Here is a 23,001-nt window from a genome sequence, read left to right as displayed (position 1 = left end):
CCGTCGCGGGGCCGGCCAACCTCATGATCACCGAGGTGGGTCAGGCCGGGACCAGGACCGCTTCCTTGAGCAGGCGGCGGGTGAGGACCAGGCGGTCGGCGTCGTCGTCCAGGCCGGGCAGGTCGCGCACCCGGGTGGGTGCGCCGGTGAGCAGCGCGCGCAGCGCCGGCTCGCAGGTGCCGGGCAGCGTGAGCGTGCGGTCGGTCAGGCGCAGCGCGACCGTGCCGGCGTCGGTCCGGGTGAGCTGCCAGCGCAGGCCCTCCCGGAGCGCGACCCGGCTGTCCGGGACGAGCCGGGCCAGCGCGTCGGCCTGCGCGAGAGGGCGGATCGGGGCCGGTCGGGCGGCCGGCCACACCCGCGAGCGCAGCCGCGCGGCCACCGCCGCCGGGTCGGCCCGCAGCAGCCAGTCGCGCAGCGCCTCGACGGTCTCGGTGAGTTCCGGCTCGATCGCGTCCGGGTCGGCCAGGTCGAGACCGAACGGCAGGCCGGCGCGCAGCCGGGCGTCCTCGGCGGCCAGGGCCAGCAGCTCCTCCACCATGGCGTACCGGGTCAGCGCCCGGATGCCCACGGTCAGGTGCAGCGAACTGGACTCCTGCGCCTGGGCGCTGTGCAGCCAGCCGCGCGGCAGGTAGAGCGCGTCGCCCGGCTCCAGCACCACGTCCAGCGCGGGTCGGCCGTCGGCGGTGGCGGCGACCTCGTCGGCCCGGCCGCCCCACGGCTGGCGCTCCAGCGGGTCGGCGAGCACCGGCGGGTGGATGCGCCAGTGCTTGCGGCCGTCGACCTGGAGCACGAACACGTCGTGGGTGTCGTAGTGGGTGGCGAAGCCCTGGCTGCCGGCCGGCGTCAGGTAGGCGTTTACCTGCAACGGCTGGGCCAGCGCCGCGCCCAGGTCGCGGGCCAGGTCGACGATCGCCGGCCAGGTGCGGTGCAGGCCCTGGAGCACCAGCGTGGCGCCGTCGGCGTAGAGCGCCAGCACCTTCTCGTCCAGCACCTGGTCGCCGATCTCGGCGCCGGCGCCACCGCCGCCGGTGTACCGCGCCGCCGGCACGAGCTGGCCGTCCTTGGCGACCCGCAGGAACGGGGTACGCAGGCCGCGGCGGCTGAGCAGCTCGTCGGCGTCGGCGGGGCTGAGCAGGTCGGTGAAGCCGTCCGGGTTGGGCAGGTCGGCGGCCCGGGAGAGCAGCGGGCTGCGCCCCCAGTGGTCGGCGGCGAACTTGGCCGGCTCGACCGCCACGCAGCGGGCCAACGCCGCGTCGGCGGAGGACGAACCCGCCGGGTGGCCGTGGCCACCCGGCGGGTCGACGTGCGTGCGGCTCATCGGTCAGGCGCTGCCGTCGGCGCCACCGTCGTGCTGACCCGGGGTCGCGCCGCCGTCGGCCGGACCCTCCGCGCCACCGTCCGCGCCACCGTCGTGCTGACCCGGAGTGGCACCGCCGTCGGCCGGACCCTCCGCGCCACCGTCCGCGCCACCGTCGTGCTGACCCGGGGTCGCACCGCCGTCGGCCGGACCCTCCGCGCCACCGTCCGCGCCACCGTCGTGCTGACCCGGAGTCGCACCGCCGTCGGCCGGGCCCTCCAGGCCGCTGCCGCCGCTGGTCTGGATGTCGTCGTCGTTCAAAGCCATGGGTGCTCCCTCGGTGTGCCGCCCCGCGTGTTCCCGGGGTCCGTGTGCAGCGGGTGGTACCCCACGTCCGATCGTCTCTAACCCCACCGTAGACGCCCGAACCCGGGCGCACGGACGGTTCGCGTTCAAGGCGTCGCCCCGGACGCCGACGGCCCGCCCCGCCGAGGGGGCGGAACGGACCGGGGTGGGGCCGGCTCAGGGAATGAGCTGAGCCAGGTCCCGCGGCATGGCGGACTTCACGTCCTGCCACTCGCCCTGCGTGACGTGCCGGCGCAGCGTGTCCAGCACCACCTGCACCACCCGCTGCGGGCCGCCCGACACGTCGTACGGGAAGCCCTGCCGGACCTCGTAGAGGAAGTCGTCGCGGTTGAGTTTGATCGGCACGTTCTCCGGCTGCCAGCCGTCGAAGTAGATGCCGCGCAGCAGCACCGGCAACTGCTGGGCGAACTCGGCGCTCTCCGGCACCGGCAACCGGTCGCGCAGCAGGTGCAGCACGGTGCGCAGGGCCGCGTACGACTGGTTGCGGCGCTCCGGCGGCCAGCCGTACGCCGACTCGATCTCCTTCAGGATCACGTTCGTCTTGTCCAGCGAGGACTCGAACGCGGACATCAGCTGCTCAGCCATCGGGCTCACCCCCGGGTGTCGGTCTCCCAGCGTCGGTCGTCGGCGCGTCGCGGTGGACCGCTGGGCCCTCGCCACAGCCGGGTCGGGCTGAACCGGCCGGGCCGCCCACCCCGCTCCGGCGGCACGTCGGCTTTGCCGACCACGTGCAGGACGCCGCCGCGGCGTCGATCCGCCACCACCCGTACCGTCATGACCCCACCTCCTCGTCGGGGCGCGCGGGCCGGTGCGTCCGCGCGCACCGTCCATGCTGTGCGGCGGCCGGGTGAGCCGTCCTCACCCGGAGCGGGTGAGTGCGCGGAACCTCAGGCCGCGCGTCGCTCGCGGGTCTGCTTGCAGGCCACGCAGGAGGTGGCCGACGGGAAGATCTCCAGCCGTTCCACCGGGATCGGCGCGGCGCAGCCCTCGCAGAAGCCGTACGTGCCCTCGTCGAGTCGGGCCAACGCGCGCTCGAACTGGGCCCGCCGGTCCAGGATGGTGCGCAGCAGCGACTGTGCGGTGTCCCGCTCGGCGGTCTTGGTGCCGCTGTCGGCCTGGTCGTCGCCGGCGGTGTCGCCGACCTCGACCAGCCGCAGCACCTGACTCTGCATCACGGCCTGGTCGTACTCCGCGGTCAGCTCGTCGTACCGGGACCGCAGGGACTGCCGGATCTGGTCGGCCTCCGCCTGGGAGCGGCCCGTGGCTGTCGTGTCGTGGACGAGCATCGCTGCCTGCCTTTCCTGCGGCTCGACCCGGCCCTGCGGCGATGCCGACGGCCCGGTCCGAACGGGAACGCACGGGCGAGGTCGCCCGTGCTCTGTGAGCCGGGCGATTACCCCTGCCTCCGGCGGGCCAAACCGGAGATTTCCTGGCACTTTCCCGTGAGTTCGAACCGCCTGGTCAGGCCCGTTCCACGAGCGCCGGGTGGCGCGGGTCGTCGGCGCGGACCACCACGTCGGCGAAGGAAGCCGGGTCGACCTCGTCGGCGTAGCGGGCGAACGCCGGCAGCGTCCAGCGCCACGCCGGGTCGGTGCGCCGGGCCAGCGCCGCCGGGGAGAGCACCAGGTGCACGGCGACGTCGAACGCCAGCGTGCCGCCGAGCAGCAACGCGCCACTGACCAGGACCACCCCGCCGGCCGGCAGATCCTGGTACGCGGCCCGGCTGGCCCGGTCCGCGTCGGCGTCCCAGAGCGACGGCAGCACCCGGCCGGTGCCGTCCGGGCCGGCCGGGTCGAGCACCTCGCGGCGCAGGCCCGGCTCGTCGAGCCACCCCTCGTAGTACGCGTCCGGGTTGGTGCGGCCCTGCTCCAGGCGGACCGAGGCGGGGCGGAGGAAGTCGGCGGCGCGGACGTGCAGGGCTGGCCGGCCGGCGGCGCGCAGCGGGTCGACGAGCGCGGCGGCGAGCGCGTCCGGCCCGGCGGCGGGCGGCCCGTCGACGGCCACCCGCAACCGGCCGGACGCCTCGGTGCGGGCGAGGCGGCCGGTCAGCTCGGCGACGAGCCGGTCGGGGCTGATCGGGCGGACGCGCATCCGTCCATCCTGCCCGGCTGGCGGCGTCGGTCCACCACCGGTTCGCGTCCGGGCGGTCGGGGCTCCGTCCGGTGCGCGGTCGACGGTGGCGGGCGCGGTGGTCAGCCGGTGCGGTCGATGGTCACCCGGGCGTCGTCGGCGAGCCGGTAGCCGACGCCGTAGACGGTGGTGACCAGCGGGACGTCCACCCCGACCTTGCCGCGCAGCCGACGCACGTGCACGTCGACGGTGCGGACGCCGGCGTGCTCGTACCCCCAGACCGCGTTGAGCAGTTGCAGCCGGGTGAACACCCGGCGCGGGTGGGCGACCAGGTGCAGCAGCAGGTCGAACTCCAGGCGGGTCAGCGGCAGCGGCTCGCCGTCGCGCAGCACCGACCGGGAGGACGCCAGGATGTGCAGCGTCGTGATGGTCGGGGCCAGCGGACGGGCCGGGCTGCGCCCGGCCGGCACGTCGGGTCGGCGGTCCGCGCCGGCGGGGCCGGTGCTGACCACCGCGTCGCCGCGTTCGAGCAGCTCGCGGGCCGCGTCGAGGAGCCTGCGGGCGGCCGGGGTGAGCGACTCCTCGCAGGCCAGCGGGATGTTGAGGGTGACGGTGAGCACGGGGGTGGCGGCGGCGTTGGCGGGGCGACGCTGGCCGCCGGGCGGACGGCCGGGGACCGCGGGTTGGGACGTATGCCATCCGGCGCGCGACGAGGCGGGGCTGACCGACATGGTCCTCCTTGGCTGGTCCGGGTATCTCCCCACGGCCCGGGACGCCGCTTCATCGATGCTTCCCGGCGCTTGTGCGAGGGTCAAGGGGCCACTGCGTTGCATGAATGTGACAATTGGCGAACACATCGGAGCCGAGTGCTCGCTCTGCGTACGAGGTCCGTTGATTACAGCAGAGCGACGACACGCGCCGGTACGGGGGGTCCCCGGCCCGTTCACAATGGCGGGTGCGACGGCGACGTGAACGCGGCGCACCCGGATTCCGGGTGCGCCGCGGGTCGGTCCGGGCCGGTTCAGGCGTCGCGGTCCACCTCGATCGGGGCGTCGTCGGCGAGCCGGTACCCGACGCCGTAGACGGTGGTCACCAGCGGCGTGTCCGGGCCGAACTTGGCCCGTAGACGCCGGACGTGGACGTCCACGGTGCGGGCCACCGCGTGCTCGTAGCCCCAGACGTTGCTGAGCAGTTGCAGCCGGGTGAAGACCCGGCGCGGGTGCTCGGCGAGGAAGAGCAGCAGATCGAACTCGATCCGGGTCAGGCCGACCTCGACGCCGCCGTGCCGGACCCGGCGGGTGCCGGTGAGCAGGCGTATCCCGTCCGACCCGGTGGCCGGCGACGCCGGCGTCGGCTCGGCCGGTGGCGCGGGGACGCGACGCAGGTCGAGCACGGCCCGGGCGGCCCGGTGCTCGTCCGGCCGGACCAGCCCTTCCCCGGAGGCGGCCAGCTCGTCCAGCAGGTCGGCCAGCCGGGCCAGGCCGGGCGTGAGCGGGCCGGCGCTCAGGTCGAGCGTGATGGTCAGGGTCGGTGCGGTACGCGGCCTGGGCGCCGGCGCCCGGTCGGGGCGGCCGGTGCGGGCCGGACGGGTGTTGAGGGCGACGACGGACATGGGAGCCTCCTGTGCGGGCGGTCGCCCCGCCCCGCCGGGTGCGGCGGGACGGTCAGCGGAGCGCCCGGCCGGCGGTGACCGGGGGCGCGGTGGACGAGGGTCGGGGCGGCGGGGTGGGGCCGAGGGTGGGCAGGCCGGCGATGCGCCAGGCCGCGAAGCCACCGGCCACGTCGGTGGCGCGGTGCAGGCCGAGGTCCTGGAGGGCGGCGGCGGCCAGCGACGAGGTGTAGCCCTCCTGGCAGAGGACGACCACCGGTACGTCGTAGTCGACCGCCTGCGGCAGCCGGGCCGCGCACCGCGGGTCGAAGCGCCACTCCAGGACGTTGCGCTCGACGGTGAGCGCGCCGGGCACGGTGCCGTGCGCGGCCCGCTGGCCGGCCGGGCGGATGTCGACGAGCAGCGCGCCGCCCCGGTGGGCGAGGTGCGCCTGCTCGGGGTCGAGGCGACGCAGCCGGGCGCGGGCGGCGGCGAGGATCTCGTCGATGCCGCGCGAGCCGGACGGAGGGACCGGACAGCTCTCGGCGGGGGCGGGGTTCTGCGCCATGGTGGCGTCCTTCCGTTCGGCGGGAATCGGGGGCGGGGTCGCCGGGCTCACCAGGCGACGCCGGCCTCGGCCACCTCGGCGACCCGGAGCCGGCCGGCGTCGAGGTGGTAGCGGGTCATCCGGCTCAGCGCGGGCCGGTAGACGTGCACGCTGACCGCCGGCTCGGCGGAGCGGTTGGTGACCTGGTGCACGTGCCGGGCGCCGAAGCGCCGGCCGGCGCCGGCGGCGAGGCGGTGCGGACGCAGCCGGCCACCGCTGACCGTCTCCTCGACGAGCACGCCGGCGACGACCAGGAAGGCGCCGGACGAACCACCGTGGTCGTGCAGGTCGGTGCCCTGTCCGGGCAGCCAGCTCAGCGCCCACACCTCGTACGCGGCGTCGGCGTGCAGCCGCGCGTACCACCGTTCGGACCGGTCGAAGCACAGCGGCACCGGCCAGCCGGTCGGGTCGACCCAACGGGCGGCGACGGTGAGCAGGTCGGTCGGGTCGGAGCTGGTCATCGGCGGAGCGTCCTCACGGTGCGAAGCGGAGCGTGCTCACACACTTTAGACGGCAAACCCTATAGGTTTAGTAGGTAATACCACATGGCGGGACGCGGTCAGCGCAGCACCGGCGGCTCCACCCGGTAGCTCCCCCGCCGGGTGCGGCTTGAAGTGCCCCAGCAGCCACCCCGCGTCGGTCGCCCCGTCCACCGCCGCGTTGCCCACGTACACCCGATCGTCCATGTCGCCCTCCCGTGCCGGCTGGGCAAGCTACCAGGCGACGCCGGCCGCGACGCCCTAACCTGGGCGGGTGCCCGACGAACTGGACGCCGAGACCGTCGCCTTCGCCCACCGGATGTTCGACCTGGCCCGCGCCGGCGAGACCGCGGAACTGGCGGCCAACGTGGACGCGGGACTGCCGGTCAACCTGACCAACGCCAAGGGCGACACGCTGCTGATCCTGGCCGCCTACCATGCCCGGCCGGAGACCGTGGCCGCGTTGCTCGACCGTGGCGCCGACCCGGACCGGGTCAACGACCGGGGGCAGACCGCGTTGGCCGCGGCCGTGTTCCGGCAGAACGCGGCGGCGGTCCGGGCGCTGCTCGACGCCGGTGCCGACCCGGACCACGGCGCCCCCTCGGCGGTGGAGACCGCCCGGTTCTTCACGCTGCCGGAGATGCTGACGCAGCTCGGGCGCGACTGAGCACCCGGGCCCGCCGCGCGGGGCGTATACAGGTGCGGTGGAGGATCCCGTACCCGAGCAGATGCGCACCGCGGCCACGGCGCTGCTGGCGGCGCTGGACGAGCCGGCCCGGCGACGCGCCCGGCACGAGTTCGACGACGAGCCGGCCCGCCGATGGCTGGAGTACCGGCCCCGGCCCCGGCCCGGCGTCCCGGTCGCCGACCTCGACGTCGCCGCCCGCAAGGCCGCCCACCGGCTGCTCGCCACCGCGCTCAGCCCCGCCGCGTACGCGCAGGCCATGGCCGTGGTGGCGCTCGAAGAGGTGCTGGACCGGGCGGAGGGCTGGCGGCGCGGCCGGCACAGCGGTGACTACTGGGTGGCGATCTTCGGCGACCCGGCCCGCGATGACCGCTGGGCGTGGCGGTTCGAGGGGCACCACCTGTCGGTGAGCATGACGGTCGCCGACGACCGGGTCTCCCCCGCCCCGATCTTCCTCGGCGCGAACCCGGCCACCGTGCGGCACGCCGGCCGCCCGGTCTCCCGGCCGCTGGGCCCGGAGGAGGACCTGGCCCGCGAGCTGCTGGACGCGCTCGGTCCCGGCGGACGGGCCGCCGCGGTGATCGCCGAGGAGGCCCCGGCCGACATCATCAGCGCCACCCGGGCCACCGCGCCCGGCCGGCTCGACCCGCTCGGCGTGCCCCGGGGCCGGCTCGGGCCGACCGGGCGCGCGTTGCTCGACCGCCTGGTCGCGCTCTACCTCGACCGGCTCCCGGCCGACCTGGCCGCCCGGGAGGCGGCCCGGCTCGACGGCGGCGAGCTGCACTTCGCCTGGGCCGGGCCGGTGGAGCCGGGCCGGCGGCACTACTACCGGGTGCAGGGCGACGACCTGCTGATCGAGTACGACAACACCACCGACGACGGCAACCACGCGCACACCGTGCTGCGCCGCCCGGCCGGTGACTTCGGCGCCGACGTGCTGGCCGCGCACCACGCCGCCGCGCACCGCCCGGTCACCGGCGACACGCCTCGATGAGGAACCGCCGGGCGTGGGCCACGAACGGCCCCTCGGTCCGGATCCGCTCGTCCAGCCGGCGCAGCGCGGCCCGGTGCCGGTCGACGGTGAAGCCGGGCACGGTCCAGACCACCTTGCGCAGGAACCAGGCCACCGCGCCGATGTCCTGGAAGACGGTACGCAGCGTGGCGGTCCGCAGGTCCACCACGGTCAGTCCGGCGGCCTCGGCGGAGGCGACCGCGTGCTCCGGATGGCGGTGCTCCGGTGGCGGCAGCGGCCCGAGGATCGCCTCGCTGAGTTCCCGGACCGTGCCGGGGCCGATCTGCTGGGAGAGGAAGCTGCCGCCGGGGCGCAGCACCCGGGCCACCTCGTCCCACCGGGTGTCCACCGGGTGCCGGCTGACCACCAGGTCGAACGCCGCGTCGCGGAACGGCAGCGGCGGCCGGTCGCCGACCCGGACGACGTGACCACCGACGCGGCTCAGGTTGCGCCGGGCCACCGGCACGTTCGGCGGCCAGGCCTCGGTGGCGACCAGCAGCGGTGGCGGCGCGGACGCCGCCTCGGCCAGCACCTCGCCGCCGCCGGTGTCGATGTCCAGGGCGGCGTCGACGGCCGCCAGCCGGGCCCCGACGAGACGGGCGTAGCCCCACGGCGGGCGCTCCTCGGTGGCCCGCCCGGCCAGCCAGGAGAAGCCCCATCCCTCGATCGGCGCCGCTTCGGCCTCGGCGACCAGTTCGTCGAACCCGCGTTCGGAAACCATGGGCCCGAGCCTGCCGCCGATCGACGACGGCCGGCAACGCGATTTCCGTGCCCGGCTCCGATCTCCGGAGGCCCGCCTGTTCGGATTCGCGCCGCCCGACGCCCGCAATCGTGACGGCGCTGCCGGCGGCGCTGTTACACAGCGTCACAGCCCAGGAAAGACAAGACCCTGTGCACGGTATGCCTCCTGGTCATATTTATGACCAGGAGGCATACCGGTTTCGCCTCGTCCACTCTCCCCGCCGCGACACGCCCGGGAGCGCCCCACCGAAATCATGGAGGCGAGGGCTCGGCGGTGGTCAGAAGGGGCGCGGACGGACGATCTCGACGGTGGCCCCGGGGATCGTCTCCAGGCCGGTCGGCTCGGCGGCTCGGCCCCGGTCGGACTGCTGCATCAGCCGCGCGCCCAGGCCCACCCCGACCGCGCCCACCGCCAGCGCCACCAGCTCGGTGGCGAGCTGGCCACCTGTCGCGCCGCGCTGCGGCGCGTGCGCCCGGATCAGGCAGGTGAGCAGGAACATCGCCGCCATCACGGCGTTGACCAGGTTGAACGTGATGGCGGTCCGGTTGGCGCGGCCGATCCGCACGTCCCACAGGTCGACCAGCCCGGCGACCGTGGCGAGCCCGGCGGCGACCAGCGCGGCGACCGCCGTCCAGTAGCCCACCTCGCCGAGGAAGGCCGGACCGCCCGCCACGTCGGCCAGGTCGAACACCGCGGCGCTGACGAAGAGCCCGAACGGGAACGTCACCAGCATCGGTTGAATGGGGTGCCCCTGCACCCGAAGTCGGCTCTCCATCGCGTCCTCCCCACGTCGGCGCGGCTCACCAGTCCAGGGTGCTACCCGACCCCCCGTGGGGCGAAACGACTGTCGGTCAGTTGTCCCGGGGACGGGAGACGGTGAGCACCAGCCGCTCGGCCACCTCGCGCAGCGGGATGTCCAACGAGGAGGCGGCGCTGCGGAGCACACCCAGCGCCTCCGCGGCGGGACAGCCGCGTTGCGTCATGATCACGCCGACGGCCTGCCCGATCACGCCCTCGGCCAGCAACGCGCCGTCGAGCTGGCCGGCCCGGGCGACCGCCCGCTCGCGGTCGCGGACCGCGGCGAGCAGCAGGCCGGCGTGCTCGGCGAGCAGCATCGCGGTGAGCTGGTGACTCGGCGTGAGCGCGCCGGGCGCCGACGCGTACAGGTTGATCGCGCCGATGACCTGCTCGTCCACGTCGACCGGCGCGGAGATCACGCCGTGCACGCCGAGCGCGCGGGCGCGGATGCTCCAGGTCGGCCAGCGCGACTCCTCCGCCAGCCCGCCCGCGATGATCATCTCACGGCGGCGGATCGCGGTCAGGGCCGGCGTGTCCGGGCCGTGCCGCAGGTCGTCCAGCTCGGCGTACCGCGGGTCGGAGGCGGCCACCCCGGCGGGCTCGCCGGCGCGCAGCGCGGTGAAGCCGCAGCAGTCCACGCCGGGCACCGCGTCCCGGGCGATCCGGACCAGGCGGTCCAGCGCCTCGTCGAACTCCGCGACACCGATCAGGCCGGCGGTCAGCTCGCGCAGCAGCGCGGCGGTCTCCAGCACGCCCAGGTCGTCGGTCATGGGTAGACGGGTGTCGAGGTTCACCGCACCACGGCCCCCACCGCCCCCGCGTCCGTCCACGCGGTGTTCCCGTCCGGCGCCGTTGCCTGTGCCATGTTCGTCCTCTCGTCGACCGAGCCTCGGCCTACTACCCCCGCCGGCCGACCTCGAAACCGCGCAAAAGGGCCCCTTCCGGCCGTACCCGACCGGAGGGGCCCTGCGCACCGGGTCAGCGGGACCCGGAGATGAGCCGCCGGCCCACCGAGGCGATCAGCCGGTCCAGCTCCGAGCCGAACGGGTTGTCGTGCACGAGGTACGTCCAGGTGGCGCTCGGCCGCACCAGCTTCGACGCGTCCGGCTCCCACCCCTCGTCGAACTCGGTCTCCTCGAACGTGGCGATGGTGCGCGTCTCGATCTCCGGCATCAACGCGTTGAACGCCGGCACCGCGCTGCGGTGGAACTCGTCGAGCGGGTCGAGCCGGCCCAGCGCCCGCAGGTGCACGCCCTCCCGCACCTCGGACAGCTCGGCCAGGTGCTCGGCCCAGAGCCGGTCCAGGTGGTAGAGCGCGATCGAACGGGACACCTCGGCGAGCAGGTCCTCGTCCATCTCGCCGGCCTTCTCCGGCACCCGCTCCAACAGCATCAGCGCGGCGATGTCGGTGGTCAGCAGCCGCTCCCGCCGCTCGGCGAGCGCCTTGCGCTGCTGCTCGATCACGTGGCTGTAGCGCCAGGTGTTGCGGTGGATCTCGTGGTTGACGCCCTCGGCGACCCGCTGGGCGTGCTCGACCGCGTAGTCCACCTGCGGGTCGGTGACCAGGCCGTCGGCGTTCATCCGGGGCGACGCCGGCACGGTGTCGCCGGCGTGCCGGACGACCAGGTCGTCCTCCAGGCTGACGAAGAAGACCGACCCGCCCGGGTCGCCCTGCCGGCCGGCCCGGCCGCGGAGCTGGTCGTCGACCCGGCGACTGTCGTGCCGGCCGCTGCCGATCACGTAGAGGCCGCCCAACTCGGCGACCCGCTCCTGGTCGGACTGGTCGCTGCCGCCGAGCCGGATGTCGACACCCCGGCCGGCCATCTGGGTGGAGACCGTCACCGCGCCGTACGCGCCGGCCTCGGCGATGATGCCGGCCTCCTCGTCGTCGTTCTTGGCGTTGAGCACCACGCACGGCACGTCGGCGGCGCGCAGCGCGGCGGCCAGCCCCTCGGACTCCTTCACGTCGAGCGTGCCGACCAGCACCGGCCGCCCCGCTCGGTGGCAGCGCGTGATCTCGTCGACCAGCGCCTCCTCCTTCTCGGCGCGGGTGGCGTAGATCCGGTCCGGCTCGTCCTCCCGGACGCACGGGGTGTTCGGCGGGATCACCGCCACCTCGAGGCCGAAGAACTCCCGGAGCTGGTCGCCGACGAGCACCGCGGTCGCGGTCATCCCGCAGACGGTCGGGTAGAGCGCGATGTACGCCTGCACGGTGACGGTGCCCAACACCTCGCCCTCGGCGCTGGCGTCCAGCCCCTCCTTCGCCTCGACCGCGGCCTGGAGCCCGTCCGGCCAACGGCGGCGCTGCGCGACCCGGCCGCGCATCTCGTCGATCAGCTCGACCGAGTCGTCCCGCACGATGTAGTCGACGTCGCGGTGCAGCAGCGCGTGCGCGTGCAGCGCCACGTTCACCGCGGAAAGCTGCCCGACGTGCTCCTCGTCGTACAGGTCGATGCCGCCGAGCTTCGCCTCGACCGTGGCCAGGCCGACCGAGGTGAAGGCGACGCTGCGGCCGTCCTCGGCCACCGTGTAGTGCCTGCCCTTGCGCAGGCCGCGCACCAGCGCCGCGGCGGCGTGCACCGGGTCCTGCTCGCCGGGGACCGCGCCGGCGAGCACCATCGGCACCCGCGCCTCGTCGATCAGGATCGAGTCGGCCTCGTCCACGATCGCGGTCTTCAGCGGCGGCTGCACCCGCTCGGCCACGTCGGTGGCGAGCTGGTCGCGCAGGTAGTCGAAGCCGGCCTCGCTGACCGACACGTAGGTGACGTCGCAGCGGTACGCGGCGCGGCGCTCCTCCGGGGTGGACGCCTCGTTGACCCACCCGACGGTGAGCCCGAGCAGCGTGTAGACCGGCTGCATCCACTCGGCGTCGCGGCGGGCCAGGTAGTCGTTGACGGTGAGCACGTGCACCGGGCCGTTGCCGAGCCGGACATGCCCGTACGCGGCGACGGTCGCGGTGAGCGTCTTGCCCTCACCGGTGGCCATCTCGGCGACCTTGCCGGAGAGCAACGCCATGGCGCCGAGCAGCTGCACGTCGTAGGGGCGCTGATCGAGCCCGCGGCGGGCCGCCTCGCGGCCGATCGCGCAGATCTCCTCGTACTTCTCGGCCCGACCGGCGGCCTCGGTCAGCTCGGCGTCGGAGAGCTGCTCCAGCTCCGCCTCGCGGGACTCGATCGCCGGCAGCAGCTTCTCCAGCGGGGCCAGGTCGACCGTCGTCCCCGGGCGCTGGAGAAACCGGCGGAACCTGGTCTTGAACCGTTGCGACACACCCATGAGCCGCAACGGTACGCGAACCGGAGCCGATTGTGAGCCCCGCCCACCGCCGGAGCCGGACCGTGTCCGAAAATCACCGGCCCGACCGGTTCCCGACCGTCCGGGCGGATCAGGCCACGAGCAGTTGGTGGGTGGCCAGCTCCCGGTAGAGCGGGCTGGTGGTGGTCAACTCGTCGTGGGTGCCGACCGCCACCACCCGGCCGCCGTCGAGCACCACGATCTGGTCGGCGTCCACCACCGTGGAGAGCCGGTGCGCCACGATCAGCAGAGTACGGCGCACCGCCACCGCGTCGATCGCCCGCCGCAGCGCCGCCTCGTTGCGGGCGTCGAGGTTGCTGGTCGGCTCGTCGAGCAGCAGCACCGGCGGCCCGGCCAGCAGCGCCCGGGCGATGGCCAGCCGCTGCCGCTCCCCGCCGGAGAGCAGCACGCCGCCCTCCCCCACCTGCACGTCCAGCCCGTCCGCGGTCCGGTCGGCGAGGTGGCCCAGGTTGACCTCGTCGAGCACCGCGCGCAGCCGGTCGTCGGTGGCGCCGGGCGTGGAGATCAGCAGGTTGTCCCGTAGCGTGCCGGCGAGCACCGGCGCCTCCTGCTCCACGTAGCCGAGCCGGGCGCGCAGCGCGTCCCGGGGCAGCTCCCGCACGTCCACGCCGTCCAGGCGCACCGCGCCCTCGCCCGCCTCGTAGAAACGCTCGACGAGCGCCAGCAGGGTGGACTTACCGGCGCCGGACGGACCCACCAGGGCGGTGCGGGTGCCGGCCGGCACCGTGAAGCTCACCTCGTGCAGCACCGGCGGGCCACCGGGATAACCGAAGCCGACCCGGTCGAACTCCACCCGGGCCGGCGCGGCGGCGGCCGGCACGTCCACCCGCCCGGGCCGGTCGCCGGCGCTCTCGCCCGGCACGGTGAGGATCTCCTCGATCCGGGCCAGCGCGCCCAGCCCGCTCTGCAACTGGGTGTACGCGTGCACCGCCTGGCCCAGCGGCAGCACCAGGAAGAACAGGAACATCACGAACGCGACCAGGTCGCCCACGCTGATCGCCCCGGCCGCCACGCGCGCCCCGCCCACCGCCAGCACCAGCAGGAACGCGCCCTGCACGGTGACCGCGCTGACCGGTCCCACCACCGCCTGGGCGCGGGCCACCCGCTGCCCGGCGTCGTACGCCGCGGTCGCGCTCGCCACCACCGTGCCGGTCTCCCGCTCCTCGGCGCGGCTGGCCCGGATGGTCCGGGCCGCGGAGATGGCCCGCTCGACGGCGGAGGTCATCTCGCCGACCCGTTCCTGGGCGTGGCGGGACAGCCCGCGCACCCGGCGGGCGACCGTGACGGCGAAGCCCACGCCGACCGCGACCGACGCCAGCGTCACCCCGAACAGCAGCGGGTCCAGCAGCACCATGGCGGTGCCGGCGCCGAGGACCATCACCGCCCCGGTGACGGTCTCGAAGAGGCCGGACGTGACCACCGCCCGCAGCAACGTGGTGTCGGCGCCCACCCGGGACAGCAGGTCGCCGGTGCGGCGCCGGTCGTACTCGGCGATCGGCAGGCGCAGCAGGTGGCCGGCGAGCCGCCGCCGGAGGCCCAGCACGAGCCCTTCGGCGGTGCGTTGCAACAGGTAGTCGCGGAGCCCACCGAGCATCGCGCCGACCAGCACCAGCGCGACCAGTGCCACCACCAGCGTGGTGGCCGGGCGGTCGGCGGTGATCCGGTCCAGCACGGTGCGGGTGAGCAGCGGTTGGGCCAGCGCGGCGGCGGCCCCGGTGAGCGACAACGCGCCCACCGCGACGAGGGTGCCGCGGTGGGCGCGCAGGTAGGGCAGCAGAGCGGCGAGTCCCGGCGTCGGGCCGGCGTCGGCGGTCATCACCGAACGGTAGCCGGGCACCGCACCGGGTTCGGCCGGGGTCGTGCCCCGGGGTCAGCCGGTCAGCACCACCTGGAGCTCCGAGCGGCGACGCTCGGCCAGGTCGGTGAGCAGCGCCGGCGCCTCGTCCAGCGGCACCACCGCGGAGACGAGATGCTTGCGGATCTGGTCGCCGTACTGGCGCAGCAGCTCCACCGTCTCCGCGGAGAGCCGCTCCCGGTCCCAGGTCGGGGCCAGCCCGCGCGGCACCCGGCCGATCTGCGCGCAGCGCAGCGACAGTCCGTTGTGGTGGAACTCCTCGCCGAGCCGGACCGCGTCCGCGCCGCCCTGGTAGAACGCCAGGTCGATCACCGTGCCCTGGGGCCGCAGCAGCCGCAGCGCGAGCTGCAACGCCCAGTCCTGGCCGCGGCACTGGAAGACCACGTCCGCGCCGCGGTCCCCGGCGGCGTGGTTCCACCGCGTCTTGAGCACCATGGCCGGGTCGTCCGCCTCCGGGTCGAGCGTCTCCAGGCCGAGCGCCTCGGCCACCTGCCGGCGGGCCGGGGTGGGGTCCACCACGACCACCGAGGCGGCCCCGTGGCGGCGCGCGAACAGCGCGGTGAGCAGCGCGACCACGCCGCTGCCGACCACCGCCACCCGGCGGCCACGGACCCCGTCGCCAAGCGTCCGGACGTCGGTGCCGCACAGGTCGGCGGCGGCGTGCAGCAGGCCGTTGGCGCAGATCGGCCCCATGTGCGCCACGTAGACGCCGAGCAGCGGATCGAGGTCGTCGGGCAGCGGCACGAACCGTTCGGCGACCGGATCGGCCACCCAGCCGCTGCGGTGCCCGTACGTCATCGCGCCGACCGTGCCCACCGCGACCGCCGGGGTCCGGCTCTCCACCACGCGGCCGACCTGCATGTAGCCGAGCCGGGTCACCGGGTACGGGGTGCTCGCCCCGCCCGGCTGGAACAGGCCGAGACCGGCGTTCCAGGTGACGTGCAGGTACGGGTTGGTGCCCTTGACGTAGCTCAGCTCGGTGCCGGCGGAGACGCCGCTGTAGAGCGTCTCCACCCGGAACGTGCCCTCGCGCAGCTCGGGCGCGTCCTGCTCGACCAGCTCGACCCGGCCCGGGCCGCTGACCACCACCACCCGGTCACGCATCGACTGTCACCCCCGCGTCGGCCACCGCGGCGGTGAGCCGGGTCGCCGGGCCGGTCGGCAGCGCCACCGGCCGGCCGGTCCGCGCCGACTCGGCCACCGCGAGTGCCAGCCGTTGGGTGCGCAGCGCCTCGGCGTACGGGACGCGGACGTCGTCGCCGACGCCGCGGACCGCGTCGACGAACGCCCGGTCGACGGCGACCCGCGCGTCGTCCGGGTCGGCGGGCACGTGCCGCTCGCCGTCCGCGTCCCGGATCGTCAGGCCGTCCTCGGCCAGCGACAGCGCCAGCCCGTCGGCGAGGATCTCCAGGCCGGCCCGGTGCTTCCAGGTGAGCACGCAGGCCGCGGCGAGCGTGCCGACCGCGCCGGAGGCGAACCGCAGCGTGGCCGCGGTCACCGAGTCGATGTCGGCGCCGTCGACCGGCGGCGGGGTGCCGTCGCCGTACGCGGTCACCTCGGTGACCTCGCCGACCAGCACCCGGATCAGGTCGAGCACGTGCGCGGCCTGCTCCACCACCGGACCACCGGACCGCTCCCGCCGCGCCCACCAGGCCACCGGCGGCACCTTGTCCAGCCAGGCCCCGTTGACCATCCGCACCGGACGGTCGGCGAGCAGCCGCCGGGCCTCCTCCACCACGCGCAGGTAGCGCCAGTGGTGGCCGACGCCGGTGCGCAGCCCGCGCTGCTCCACCAGCGCGGCGACCCGCTCGGCCGTCTCCAGGTCGACCGCGACCGGCTTCTCCACGAACATCGGCACGCCGGCGGCGATCACCGCCTCCTCGGCCGGGCCGTGCGCGAACGGCGGCACGCAGACGTACACCGCGTCCGGGCCGGCGGCGAGCAGCTCGGCCACGTCGGCGAAGACCCGGCCGCCGTACGTGCCGGCGAGCGCCTCCGCCGCCTCCGGCGCGACATCCGTCACGCCGAGTAGTTCCACGTCCTCGAAGCCCGTGAGCACCCGGGCATGGCGTTGCGCCACCCCACCGGCCCCGACCAGTCCCACCCGCATCCTGCCGCCCTCTCGCCGTGACTGAAAGACTGCGGACAGCACTCCCCCCGGCGCCGACGCGGCAAACGCGACCTCGCGCGCAACGTGACGTTCATCCCCGTGATCACACCATTGGGCAGGATCGGTTAGCGCGGGTTCAGAACTGGGAAACACATACTTGCGATTCCGCAACCAATGGGGGGTGCCCGTGCGGGAATCAGATTCGATCGTCTCACCTGTGGTGGAGGCGTGGGCCACGTACCGCACCAGTGCGGCCGACGACTGGCCGGCCGACCGGCTGGTCCGGGCCAAGGGAACCAGCCGGGTCAGCGTGGTGCTGCCGGCGCGCAACGAGGAGGCCACGGTCGGCGCGATCGTGTCGACCATCCGCGAGCACCTGATGGACCGCGTGCCGCTCGTCGACGAGCTGATCGTGGTCGACTCCCGGTCCACCGACCGGACCGCCCAGGTGGCCCGCGCGGCCGGCGCCGAGGTGGTGGGGCAGGACGCGATGACGCGCGGGTTGCCGCGGCTCACCGGCAAGGGCGACGCGCTGTGGGCCGGGCTGGCCGCGGCCGAGGGGGACGTGGTCGCGTTCGTCGACGCCGACCTGCGCGAGTTCCGGCCGCACTTCGTCACCGGGCTGCTCGGGCCGCTGCTCACCGACCCCAGCGTGGAGTTCGTCAAGGGCTTCTACCACCGGCCGCTGATCGGTGCCACCGGGGTCGAGCCCGACGGTGGCGGCCGGGTGACGGAGCTGATGGCCCGGCCGCTGCTCAACCTGTTCTGGCCGGATCTGGCCGGCTTCGTACAGCCGTTGGCCGGCGAGTACGCGGGCCGCCGCACCGTGCTGGAGCGGGTGCCGTTCGTCACCGGGTACGGCGTCGAGACGGCGATGCTCATCGACCTGCTGGAGCTGGTCGGGCTGGACGCGCTGGCCCAGGTCGACCTGGGCGAGCGCAAGCACCGGCACCAGGACACCGCCGCGCTGGGCCGGATGTCGGCGCAGATCATGCTGACCGCCTGGTCCCGGCTCCAGCGGCGCGGCTGGGCGGCGCCCGGGACGATGCCGACCCCGCAGCTCACCCAGTTCCGTCGGGGCGGCTCGGAGGCGCTGCCCAACCTGGACCGGGAGATCGTGGTCAACGACGTCTCGGTCGAGGAACGCCCGCCGCTGGCCCAGTTGCGGCACCGCGTCCCGCGCCGCCGGGTCGCCGCGTGAATCCGACAGCCGAGAGAAGAGGCAGCGCATGACGCTCACCGTGCTGATGAACGCCGGGCCGTGGCTGTCCGTGCCGCCGCCCGGGTACGGCGGGATCGAGAACGTGGTGGCCACGCTGGTGCCGGAGCTGCGCCGCCTCGGCGTACGGGTGGTGCTCGCCTCGGTGGAGAGCAGCACGCTGCCGGTCGACGAGAAGATCGCGGTCTTCCCGGACGGGCAGTTCCACGCGTTGCAGCGGCCGTACAACCAGGTCTGCGGCGTGTCCCAGGCGCACCTGGCGCACGTGGTGCGGGCGGTGCACGCCCGCGACGACATCGACCTGGTGCACGACCACGTGGAGGCGGTCGGGCTGGCCACGCTGGCCGCGATGGGCCCGGACGCGCCGCCGGTGCTGCACACCCTGCACTGGGACCTGGCCAAGCATCCGGAGCTGTACGGCAACCTCGACGGCGGTGACCGGGTGCGGGTCAACGGGGTGTCGGCCTCGCAGCTCGCCCGCGCTCCCCGCGCGCTGCGGGAGCACTCGGTCGGCCACGTGCACCTGTCCACCCCGCTGGCGGTCGACGCGGACCGCCGTCCGGCGACGCCCAAGGGCGACCACGTGGTGATCCTCGGCCGGATCAACCCGGGGAAGGGACAGGACCTGGGCGCCCGGCTGGCCCGGGAGGCCGGCTTCCGGCTGGTGCTGGCCGGCCCGGTCGGGCCGTACCACCGCCCGGAGGACCTCGCCGCGGCCGGCGACGAGGCGCGGCAGAACCCGGACGTGCGGTTCTTCCACGACCACGTCGCCCCGTACGTCGACGGTGACCGGGTGCGCTGGGTCGGCACGGTGGCCGGGCAGGAGCGCGACGACCTGGTCGCCTCCGCGCGCGCGTCGTTGTTCCCGCTGCGCTGGGAGGAGCCGGGCGGCACCGCGGTGGTCGAGTCCCTGTCGCTGGGCACGCCCGTGGTGGCCACCTCGCGGGGCTGCCTGCCGGAGCTGATCGAGCACGGCCGCACCGGCCTGCTCACCGCCGACGAGGACGAGCTGGGCGACCTGGTGCTCGCCGCCGGCCGGCTCGACGCCGACGAGTGCCGGCGCGAGGCGGCCGACCGGTTCACCCCGGCCCGGATGGCCGAGCGTTACGTCGCGCTCTACGACCGGGTCCGCCAGGGCGCCGCACGACCGTTGCAGCCCGCCTGATCGGCGTCACCCCGCCGGCCCGGCCGCCCTCCCGTGGCCGGGCCGGCGTTTTGCCACCGGTGGGCCGGCGTGGCCCGGCCTTCGGCGCGGGTGGCCTGGCGTTCGGCGCGGGGCGTCGGCGTTTGCCGCCGGTGGGCGGGGGAAACCGTCGGCTTCCCCGCGGTGGCGAGGAGGCCGGCGTGACGAACTCGATGGCGCACTCCCGGGCGCGGCGCAACCCGGCCGACGGCCGGGCGCCGGTGCGCCGGGCCGCCTCCGGCGTCGCGGTGCTCCTGCTGCTGCTCGGCGTGCTGGGCTTCGTGCCCGGCGTCACCAGTTCCTTCGCCGACCTGCGGTTCGCCGGTCCGGCGTCCGGCGCCCGACTGCTCGGGCTGTTCCAGGTGTCGGTGGTGCAGAACGTCGTCCACCTGGCGTTCGGCGTCGCCGGCCTGCTGCTGTCCCGGACGGTCCCCGGCGCCCGCGCGTTCCTGCTCGGCGGCGGCGCGGTCTACCTGGTGCTCTGGCTGTTCGGCCTGGCCGTCGACCGGCGGACCGAGGCGAACGTGCTGGCGGTGAACGGCGCCGACACCTGGCTGCACCTGCTGCTCGGCGCCGCCATGCTGACGCTGGCCCTGCTCGCCCGCCGCCGCACCCACCGCTGACCCCGCGCCCGTCCCGCCGCGGCTGCGGTCCCCACCCACCCCCGACACCCCCACGCAGATTCACGGAAAGAGGGGCTATCCGGCGTCGGATAGCCCCTCTTTCCGTGAATCTGCAGCCCGCTGAGGGCGGGCGGGGGCGGGCGGCGGCGGGCCGGATGGCCGGTTTCGGTGGTTCGGACGGCGGGTACGTCGGTAGCCTCCCGACGAGTTGGAAACGAGGGCCCGATGTCGACCCGGATCAGGTGCGAGGTCCGCGACGAGTCCCCGGTCACCGTCGTACGGCTGGCCGGGCTGCTCGACCTGGGCACGATGCGTGCGGTGCACGAGGTGCTGGACCGCTGCCTCGTCGCGCAACCGGACGCGCTCGTGGTCGACCTGGAGGAGATCGACGTCACCGACCCGCTGGCGCTGTCCGTGTTCGCGGCGGCGGCCCGGCGGGCGGCCGACTGGCCGGCGGTGCCGATGGTGCTCTCCGCCCCGCCCCGGGAGACCGCCGCCTGGCTGAACGAGACCACCGCCTGCCGGGTGGTGCCGGTGCGCCGGGACTGTGCGGAGGCGACGGCGCTGGCCGGCACCGCGGCGGCACCCCGGCTGCGGGCCCGGCTGGAGCCGGTCGCCGGGGCCTGCCGGCGGGCCCGGGAGCTGGTCACCGAGGCGTGCGGCCGGTGGAACGTGCCGGAGCTGGCCGGGCCGGCCTCGCTGGTGCTCAGCGAGCTGGTCGGCAACGTGGTCCGGCACGCCGGCACGCCGATGCACGTCACGCTGACGCTGCGCCGACCGTACCTGCGGGTGGCGGTGATGGACGGCAGTCCCGCCGAGGCGTACGCGGCGACCGGCCGTGATCCCCGCGCGGAGGGCGGCCGGGGGCTGATGCTGGTGCGGGAGCTGACCCAGCGTTGGGGCAGCACGCCGGTCGGCGCCGGCAAGGTCGTCTGGGCCATGCTCCCGGCGAACTGACCGAATTCTCCGCTCTCGCCTGGTTTCATGGGTAGCGGGGACGGGTACGCGCGCCCGTCCTGTCTGTCGTCACCTGGGGTGAGATGCCATGCCCAAGCGAGTAGTCACGGATCCGGCACACGACCGCGGGCCGGCGATCCTCGCGCCGGCCCGGTTCGGCGGATATCCCGGCCCGGTCCGGGAGGCGGTGAAGGGCAACTCGCTGTGGCGGTTGCTGCGCACCACCGACGCCAAGTTGATCGGCCTGCTCTACCTGGGCACGTCGTTCGCGTACTTCATCATCGGCGGCTTCATGGCGATGCTGATCCGCGCCGAGCTGGCCCGGCCGGGGATGCAACTGCTCTCCCCCGAGCAGTACAACCAGATGTTCACCATGCACGGCACGATCATGCTGCTGCTGTTCGCGACGCCGATGGTGTTCGGGTTCGGCAACTACCTGGTGCCGTTGCAGATCGGCGCGCCGGACGTGGCGTTCCCCCGGCTCAACGCGTTCGCGTACTGGCTCTACTTCTTCGGCGCGGCCATCACGGTGGGCGGGTTCTTCACGCCGCAGGGCTCGGCGGACTTCGGCTGGACCGCGTACACGCCGCTGAGCACCGCGCAGCACTCGCCCGGGGTCGGCGCGAACATGTGGGTGGTCGGGCTGGCCGTCTCCGGTCTGGGCACGATCCTCGGCGCGGTCAACATGATCACCACGATCCTGACCCTGCGCGCGCCCGGCATGACCATGTTCCGGATGCCGATCTTCACCTGGAACCTGCTGCTCACCAGCGTGCTGGTGATCTTCGTGTTCCCGCTGCTGGCGGCCGCGCTGTTCGCGCTCGCCTCGGACCGGATCCTGCACTCGCACGTCTACGATCCGACCACCGGCGGGCCGATGCTGTGGCAGCACCTGTTCTGGTTCTTCGGGCACCCCGAGGTCTACATCATCGCGCTGCCGTTCTTCGGCATCATCACCGAGATCATCCCGGTCTTCTCCCGCAAGCCGATCTTCGGCTACACCGGGCTGGTGCTCGCCACGCTCGCCATCACGGTGCTGTCGATGGCGGTCTGGGCGCACCACATGTTCGCCACCGGCCAGGTGCTGCTGCCGTTCTTCAGCATCCTGAGCTACCTGATCGCGGTGCCGACCGGGGTGAAGTTCTTCAACTGGATCGGCACCATGTGGAAGGGACAGCTCACGTTCGAGACGCCGATGCTGTTCGCCGTCGGCTTCCTGGTCACGTTCCTGCTCGGCGGCCTGACCGGCGTGCTGCTGGCCAGCCCGCCGGTCGACTTCCACGTCACCGACTCGTACTTCGTGGTGGCGCACTTCCACTACGTGCTCTTCGGCACCATCGTGTTCGCCGCGTTCGGCGGCATCTACTTCTGGTTCCCGAAGATGACCGGCCGGCTGCTCGACGAGCGGCTGGGCAAGATGCACTTCTGGACCATGTTCCTCGGCTTCCACGCCACGTTCCTGGTGCAGCACTGGCTCGGCAACGAGGGCATGCCCCGCCGGTACGCCGACTACCTGCCCACCGACGGCTTCACCGGGCTCAACGAGATCTCCACCGTCGGGTCGTTCGTGCTCGGCGCGTCCACGCTGTTCTTCATCTACAACGTCTGGAAGTCCTGGCGGTACGGCGCGTTGGTCACCGTGGACGACCCGTGGGGGTTCGGCAACTCGCTGGAGTGGGCCACCACCTGCCCGCCGCCGCTGCGCAACTTCGACCGGATGCCCCGGATCCGCTCGGAACGGCCGGCGTTCGACGCCAAGTACGGCCCGCTCGTCTCCGACCTCGGCCGCGACCTGCCGCAGCGGACCACCAAGCCGCCGCAGAGTCTCGCCGAGGAGTTCCACCACGTGCGGTACGCGAAGGAGTCGCCGGCCGCCGAGGGCGCGCACGGGGCCCGGGAGGCCGTCGAGTACCAGCCCGCGCCGCAGTCCGGCGCCCGGCCGGTGGTGGTGCCGGAGCCCGAGGACGTACGCCGCCCCAGCTTCGAGGAGACCGACGAGCCGGAGGAGACGATCCTCGGCGCCCCGCGCGAGGACCAGCCGAACGAGAGGTGGCGGCACCCGCGCGGCCACGGCGACACCCCCGACAACTGAAAGGAG

Annotated in this window: 24 protein-coding genes; 7 read left to right on the top strand and 17 right to left on the bottom strand. The window is 74.5% G+C overall.

What is annotated here, in order from left to right:
- Positions 1 to 40: 40 nt before the first annotated feature.
- From ACLQ2W_RS28170 to ACLQ2W_RS28125, 10 genes are all read right to left on the bottom strand, one after another.
- Positions 41 to 1,318 carry a cupin domain-containing protein gene (locus ACLQ2W_RS28170; protein WP_425790157.1) on the bottom strand — a complete coding sequence of 426 codons (1,278 nt, stop codon included), beginning with the start codon at positions 1,316 to 1,318 and terminating at the stop codon, positions 41 to 43.
- Positions 1,319 to 1,321: 3 nt separating this feature from the next.
- Positions 1,322 to 1,624, bottom strand: coding sequence for a hypothetical protein (locus ACLQ2W_RS28165; protein ID WP_107155543.1), 303 nt, complete (start codon positions 1,622 to 1,624; stop codon positions 1,322 to 1,324).
- Between the two features lie 195 nt (positions 1,625 to 1,819).
- Positions 1,820 to 2,248, bottom strand: coding sequence for a DUF2267 domain-containing protein (locus tag ACLQ2W_RS28160; RefSeq protein WP_405094010.1), 429 nt, complete (start codon positions 2,246 to 2,248; stop codon positions 1,820 to 1,822).
- Positions 2,249 to 2,253: 5 nt separating this feature from the next.
- Entirely contained in the window at positions 2,254 to 2,439 is a 186-nt protein-coding gene (locus ACLQ2W_RS28155; RefSeq protein WP_425790154.1) for a hypothetical protein, read from the bottom strand.
- Positions 2,440 to 2,550: 111 nt separating this feature from the next.
- On the bottom strand, positions 2,551 to 2,949 hold the full coding sequence (locus ACLQ2W_RS28150; protein ID WP_405094008.1) for a TraR/DksA family transcriptional regulator: 399 nt from the start codon (positions 2,947 to 2,949) through the stop codon (positions 2,551 to 2,553).
- Positions 2,950 to 3,124: 175 nt separating this feature from the next.
- Positions 3,125 to 3,754, bottom strand: a complete 630-nt coding sequence (locus ACLQ2W_RS28145) for a uridine kinase (protein ID WP_281940680.1) — start codon at positions 3,752 to 3,754, stop codon at positions 3,125 to 3,127.
- Positions 3,755 to 3,855: 101 nt separating this feature from the next.
- Positions 3,856 to 4,464: a winged helix-turn-helix domain-containing protein gene (locus tag ACLQ2W_RS28140; protein WP_425790152.1), complete on the bottom strand. Its 609-nt coding sequence runs from the start codon at positions 4,462 to 4,464 to the stop codon at positions 3,856 to 3,858.
- A 290-nt stretch (positions 4,465 to 4,754) separates the two neighbouring features.
- Positions 4,755 to 5,345 carry a winged helix-turn-helix domain-containing protein gene (locus ACLQ2W_RS28135; RefSeq protein WP_425790150.1) on the bottom strand — a complete coding sequence of 197 codons (591 nt, stop codon included), beginning with the start codon at positions 5,343 to 5,345 and terminating at the stop codon, positions 4,755 to 4,757.
- A 52-nt stretch (positions 5,346 to 5,397) separates the two neighbouring features.
- The gene (locus ACLQ2W_RS28130) at positions 5,398 to 5,889 is read right to left on the bottom strand and encodes a rhodanese-like domain-containing protein (RefSeq protein WP_281940676.1); all 492 of its coding nucleotides are present in this window, start codon (positions 5,887 to 5,889) and stop codon (positions 5,398 to 5,400) included.
- 47 nt (positions 5,890 to 5,936) lie between these two features.
- Positions 5,937 to 6,389 carry a cysteine dioxygenase gene (locus ACLQ2W_RS28125; protein ID WP_405094004.1) on the bottom strand — a complete coding sequence of 151 codons (453 nt, stop codon included), beginning with the start codon at positions 6,387 to 6,389 and terminating at the stop codon, positions 5,937 to 5,939.
- Between the two features lie 292 nt (positions 6,390 to 6,681).
- On the opposite strand from ACLQ2W_RS28125, the gene ACLQ2W_RS28120 reads away from it, so the two are divergent.
- Positions 6,682 to 7,074: an ankyrin repeat domain-containing protein gene (locus ACLQ2W_RS28120; RefSeq protein ID WP_107155535.1), complete on the top strand. Its 393-nt coding sequence runs from the start codon at positions 6,682 to 6,684 to the stop codon at positions 7,072 to 7,074.
- A 37-nt stretch (positions 7,075 to 7,111) separates the two neighbouring features.
- A complete protein-coding gene (locus ACLQ2W_RS28115; protein ID WP_425790147.1) occupies positions 7,112 to 8,086 on the top strand; it encodes a DUF3500 domain-containing protein in 975 nt (324 codons plus the stop codon).
- Here the strand turns inward: ACLQ2W_RS28115 and ACLQ2W_RS28110 are convergent.
- From ACLQ2W_RS28110 to ACLQ2W_RS28080, 7 genes are all read right to left on the bottom strand, one after another.
- The gene (locus ACLQ2W_RS28110) at positions 8,064 to 8,825 is read right to left on the bottom strand and encodes a class I SAM-dependent methyltransferase (RefSeq protein ID WP_425790145.1); all 762 of its coding nucleotides are present in this window, start codon (positions 8,823 to 8,825) and stop codon (positions 8,064 to 8,066) included. The genes ACLQ2W_RS28115 and ACLQ2W_RS28110 overlap by 23 nt on opposite strands.
- Positions 8,826 to 9,123: 298 nt before the next feature.
- Complete coding sequence (locus ACLQ2W_RS28105; RefSeq protein WP_405094001.1) at positions 9,124 to 9,621, bottom strand: DUF2231 domain-containing protein; 498 nt, start codon at positions 9,619 to 9,621, stop codon at positions 9,124 to 9,126.
- Positions 9,622 to 9,697: 76 nt separating this feature from the next.
- Complete coding sequence (locus ACLQ2W_RS28100) at positions 9,698 to 10,438, bottom strand: GAF and ANTAR domain-containing protein (protein WP_425790142.1); 741 nt, start codon at positions 10,436 to 10,438, stop codon at positions 9,698 to 9,700.
- Between the two features lie 184 nt (positions 10,439 to 10,622).
- Positions 10,623 to 12,917 (bottom strand): accessory Sec system translocase SecA2, encoded by a 2,295-nt coding sequence (gene secA2 / locus ACLQ2W_RS28095; protein ID WP_425790140.1) that lies wholly within the window; start codon positions 12,915 to 12,917, stop codon positions 10,623 to 10,625.
- 109 nt (positions 12,918 to 13,026) lie between these two features.
- Positions 13,027 to 14,772, bottom strand: a complete 1,746-nt coding sequence (locus tag ACLQ2W_RS28090) for an ABC transporter ATP-binding protein (protein WP_425790138.1) — start codon at positions 14,770 to 14,772, stop codon at positions 13,027 to 13,029.
- Between the two features lie 54 nt (positions 14,773 to 14,826).
- Positions 14,827 to 15,915, bottom strand: a complete 1,089-nt coding sequence (locus tag ACLQ2W_RS28085) for a zinc-binding dehydrogenase (protein ID WP_281940658.1) — start codon at positions 15,913 to 15,915, stop codon at positions 14,827 to 14,829.
- A complete protein-coding gene (locus ACLQ2W_RS28080) occupies positions 15,908 to 16,921 on the bottom strand; it encodes a Gfo/Idh/MocA family protein (protein WP_425790136.1) in 1,014 nt (337 codons plus the stop codon). The genes ACLQ2W_RS28085 and ACLQ2W_RS28080 overlap by 8 nt, the downstream gene beginning before the upstream one ends.
- Positions 16,922 to 17,141: 220 nt before the next feature.
- Here ACLQ2W_RS28080 and ACLQ2W_RS28075 point away from each other — a divergent pair, with 220 nt between their 5' ends.
- The 5 genes from ACLQ2W_RS28075 (at position 17,142) to ctaD (ending at position 22,995) form a co-directional block, all read left to right on the top strand.
- Positions 17,142 to 18,122 carry a glucosyl-3-phosphoglycerate synthase gene (locus tag ACLQ2W_RS28075; RefSeq protein ID WP_425790364.1) on the top strand — a complete coding sequence of 327 codons (981 nt, stop codon included), beginning with the start codon at positions 17,142 to 17,144 and terminating at the stop codon, positions 18,120 to 18,122.
- Between the two features lie 28 nt (positions 18,123 to 18,150).
- Positions 18,151 to 19,305: a glycosyltransferase gene (locus ACLQ2W_RS28070; RefSeq protein ID WP_425790134.1), complete on the top strand. Its 1,155-nt coding sequence runs from the start codon at positions 18,151 to 18,153 to the stop codon at positions 19,303 to 19,305.
- Positions 19,306 to 19,496: 191 nt separating this feature from the next.
- A complete protein-coding gene (locus ACLQ2W_RS28065) occupies positions 19,497 to 19,946 on the top strand; it encodes a DUF4383 domain-containing protein (protein ID WP_425790362.1) in 450 nt (149 codons plus the stop codon).
- 225 nt (positions 19,947 to 20,171) lie between these two features.
- Positions 20,172 to 20,903, top strand: a complete 732-nt coding sequence (locus ACLQ2W_RS28060) for an ATP-binding protein (protein ID WP_425790132.1) — start codon at positions 20,172 to 20,174, stop codon at positions 20,901 to 20,903.
- An 88-nt stretch (positions 20,904 to 20,991) separates the two neighbouring features.
- Positions 20,992 to 22,995: a cytochrome c oxidase subunit I gene (ctaD, locus tag ACLQ2W_RS28055; protein WP_425790130.1), complete on the top strand. Its 2,004-nt coding sequence runs from the start codon at positions 20,992 to 20,994 to the stop codon at positions 22,993 to 22,995.
- The last annotated feature ends 6 nt before the right edge of the window (positions 22,996 to 23,001 follow it).

The sequence above is a fragment of the Micromonospora sp. DT227 genome, assembly GCF_049841835.1.
GTDB lineage: Bacteria > Actinomycetota > Actinomycetes > Mycobacteriales > Micromonosporaceae > Micromonospora.
The sequence above is the reverse complement of the archived record's forward strand: the minus strand, read 5'-3'. Positions and strand labels throughout refer to the sequence as shown.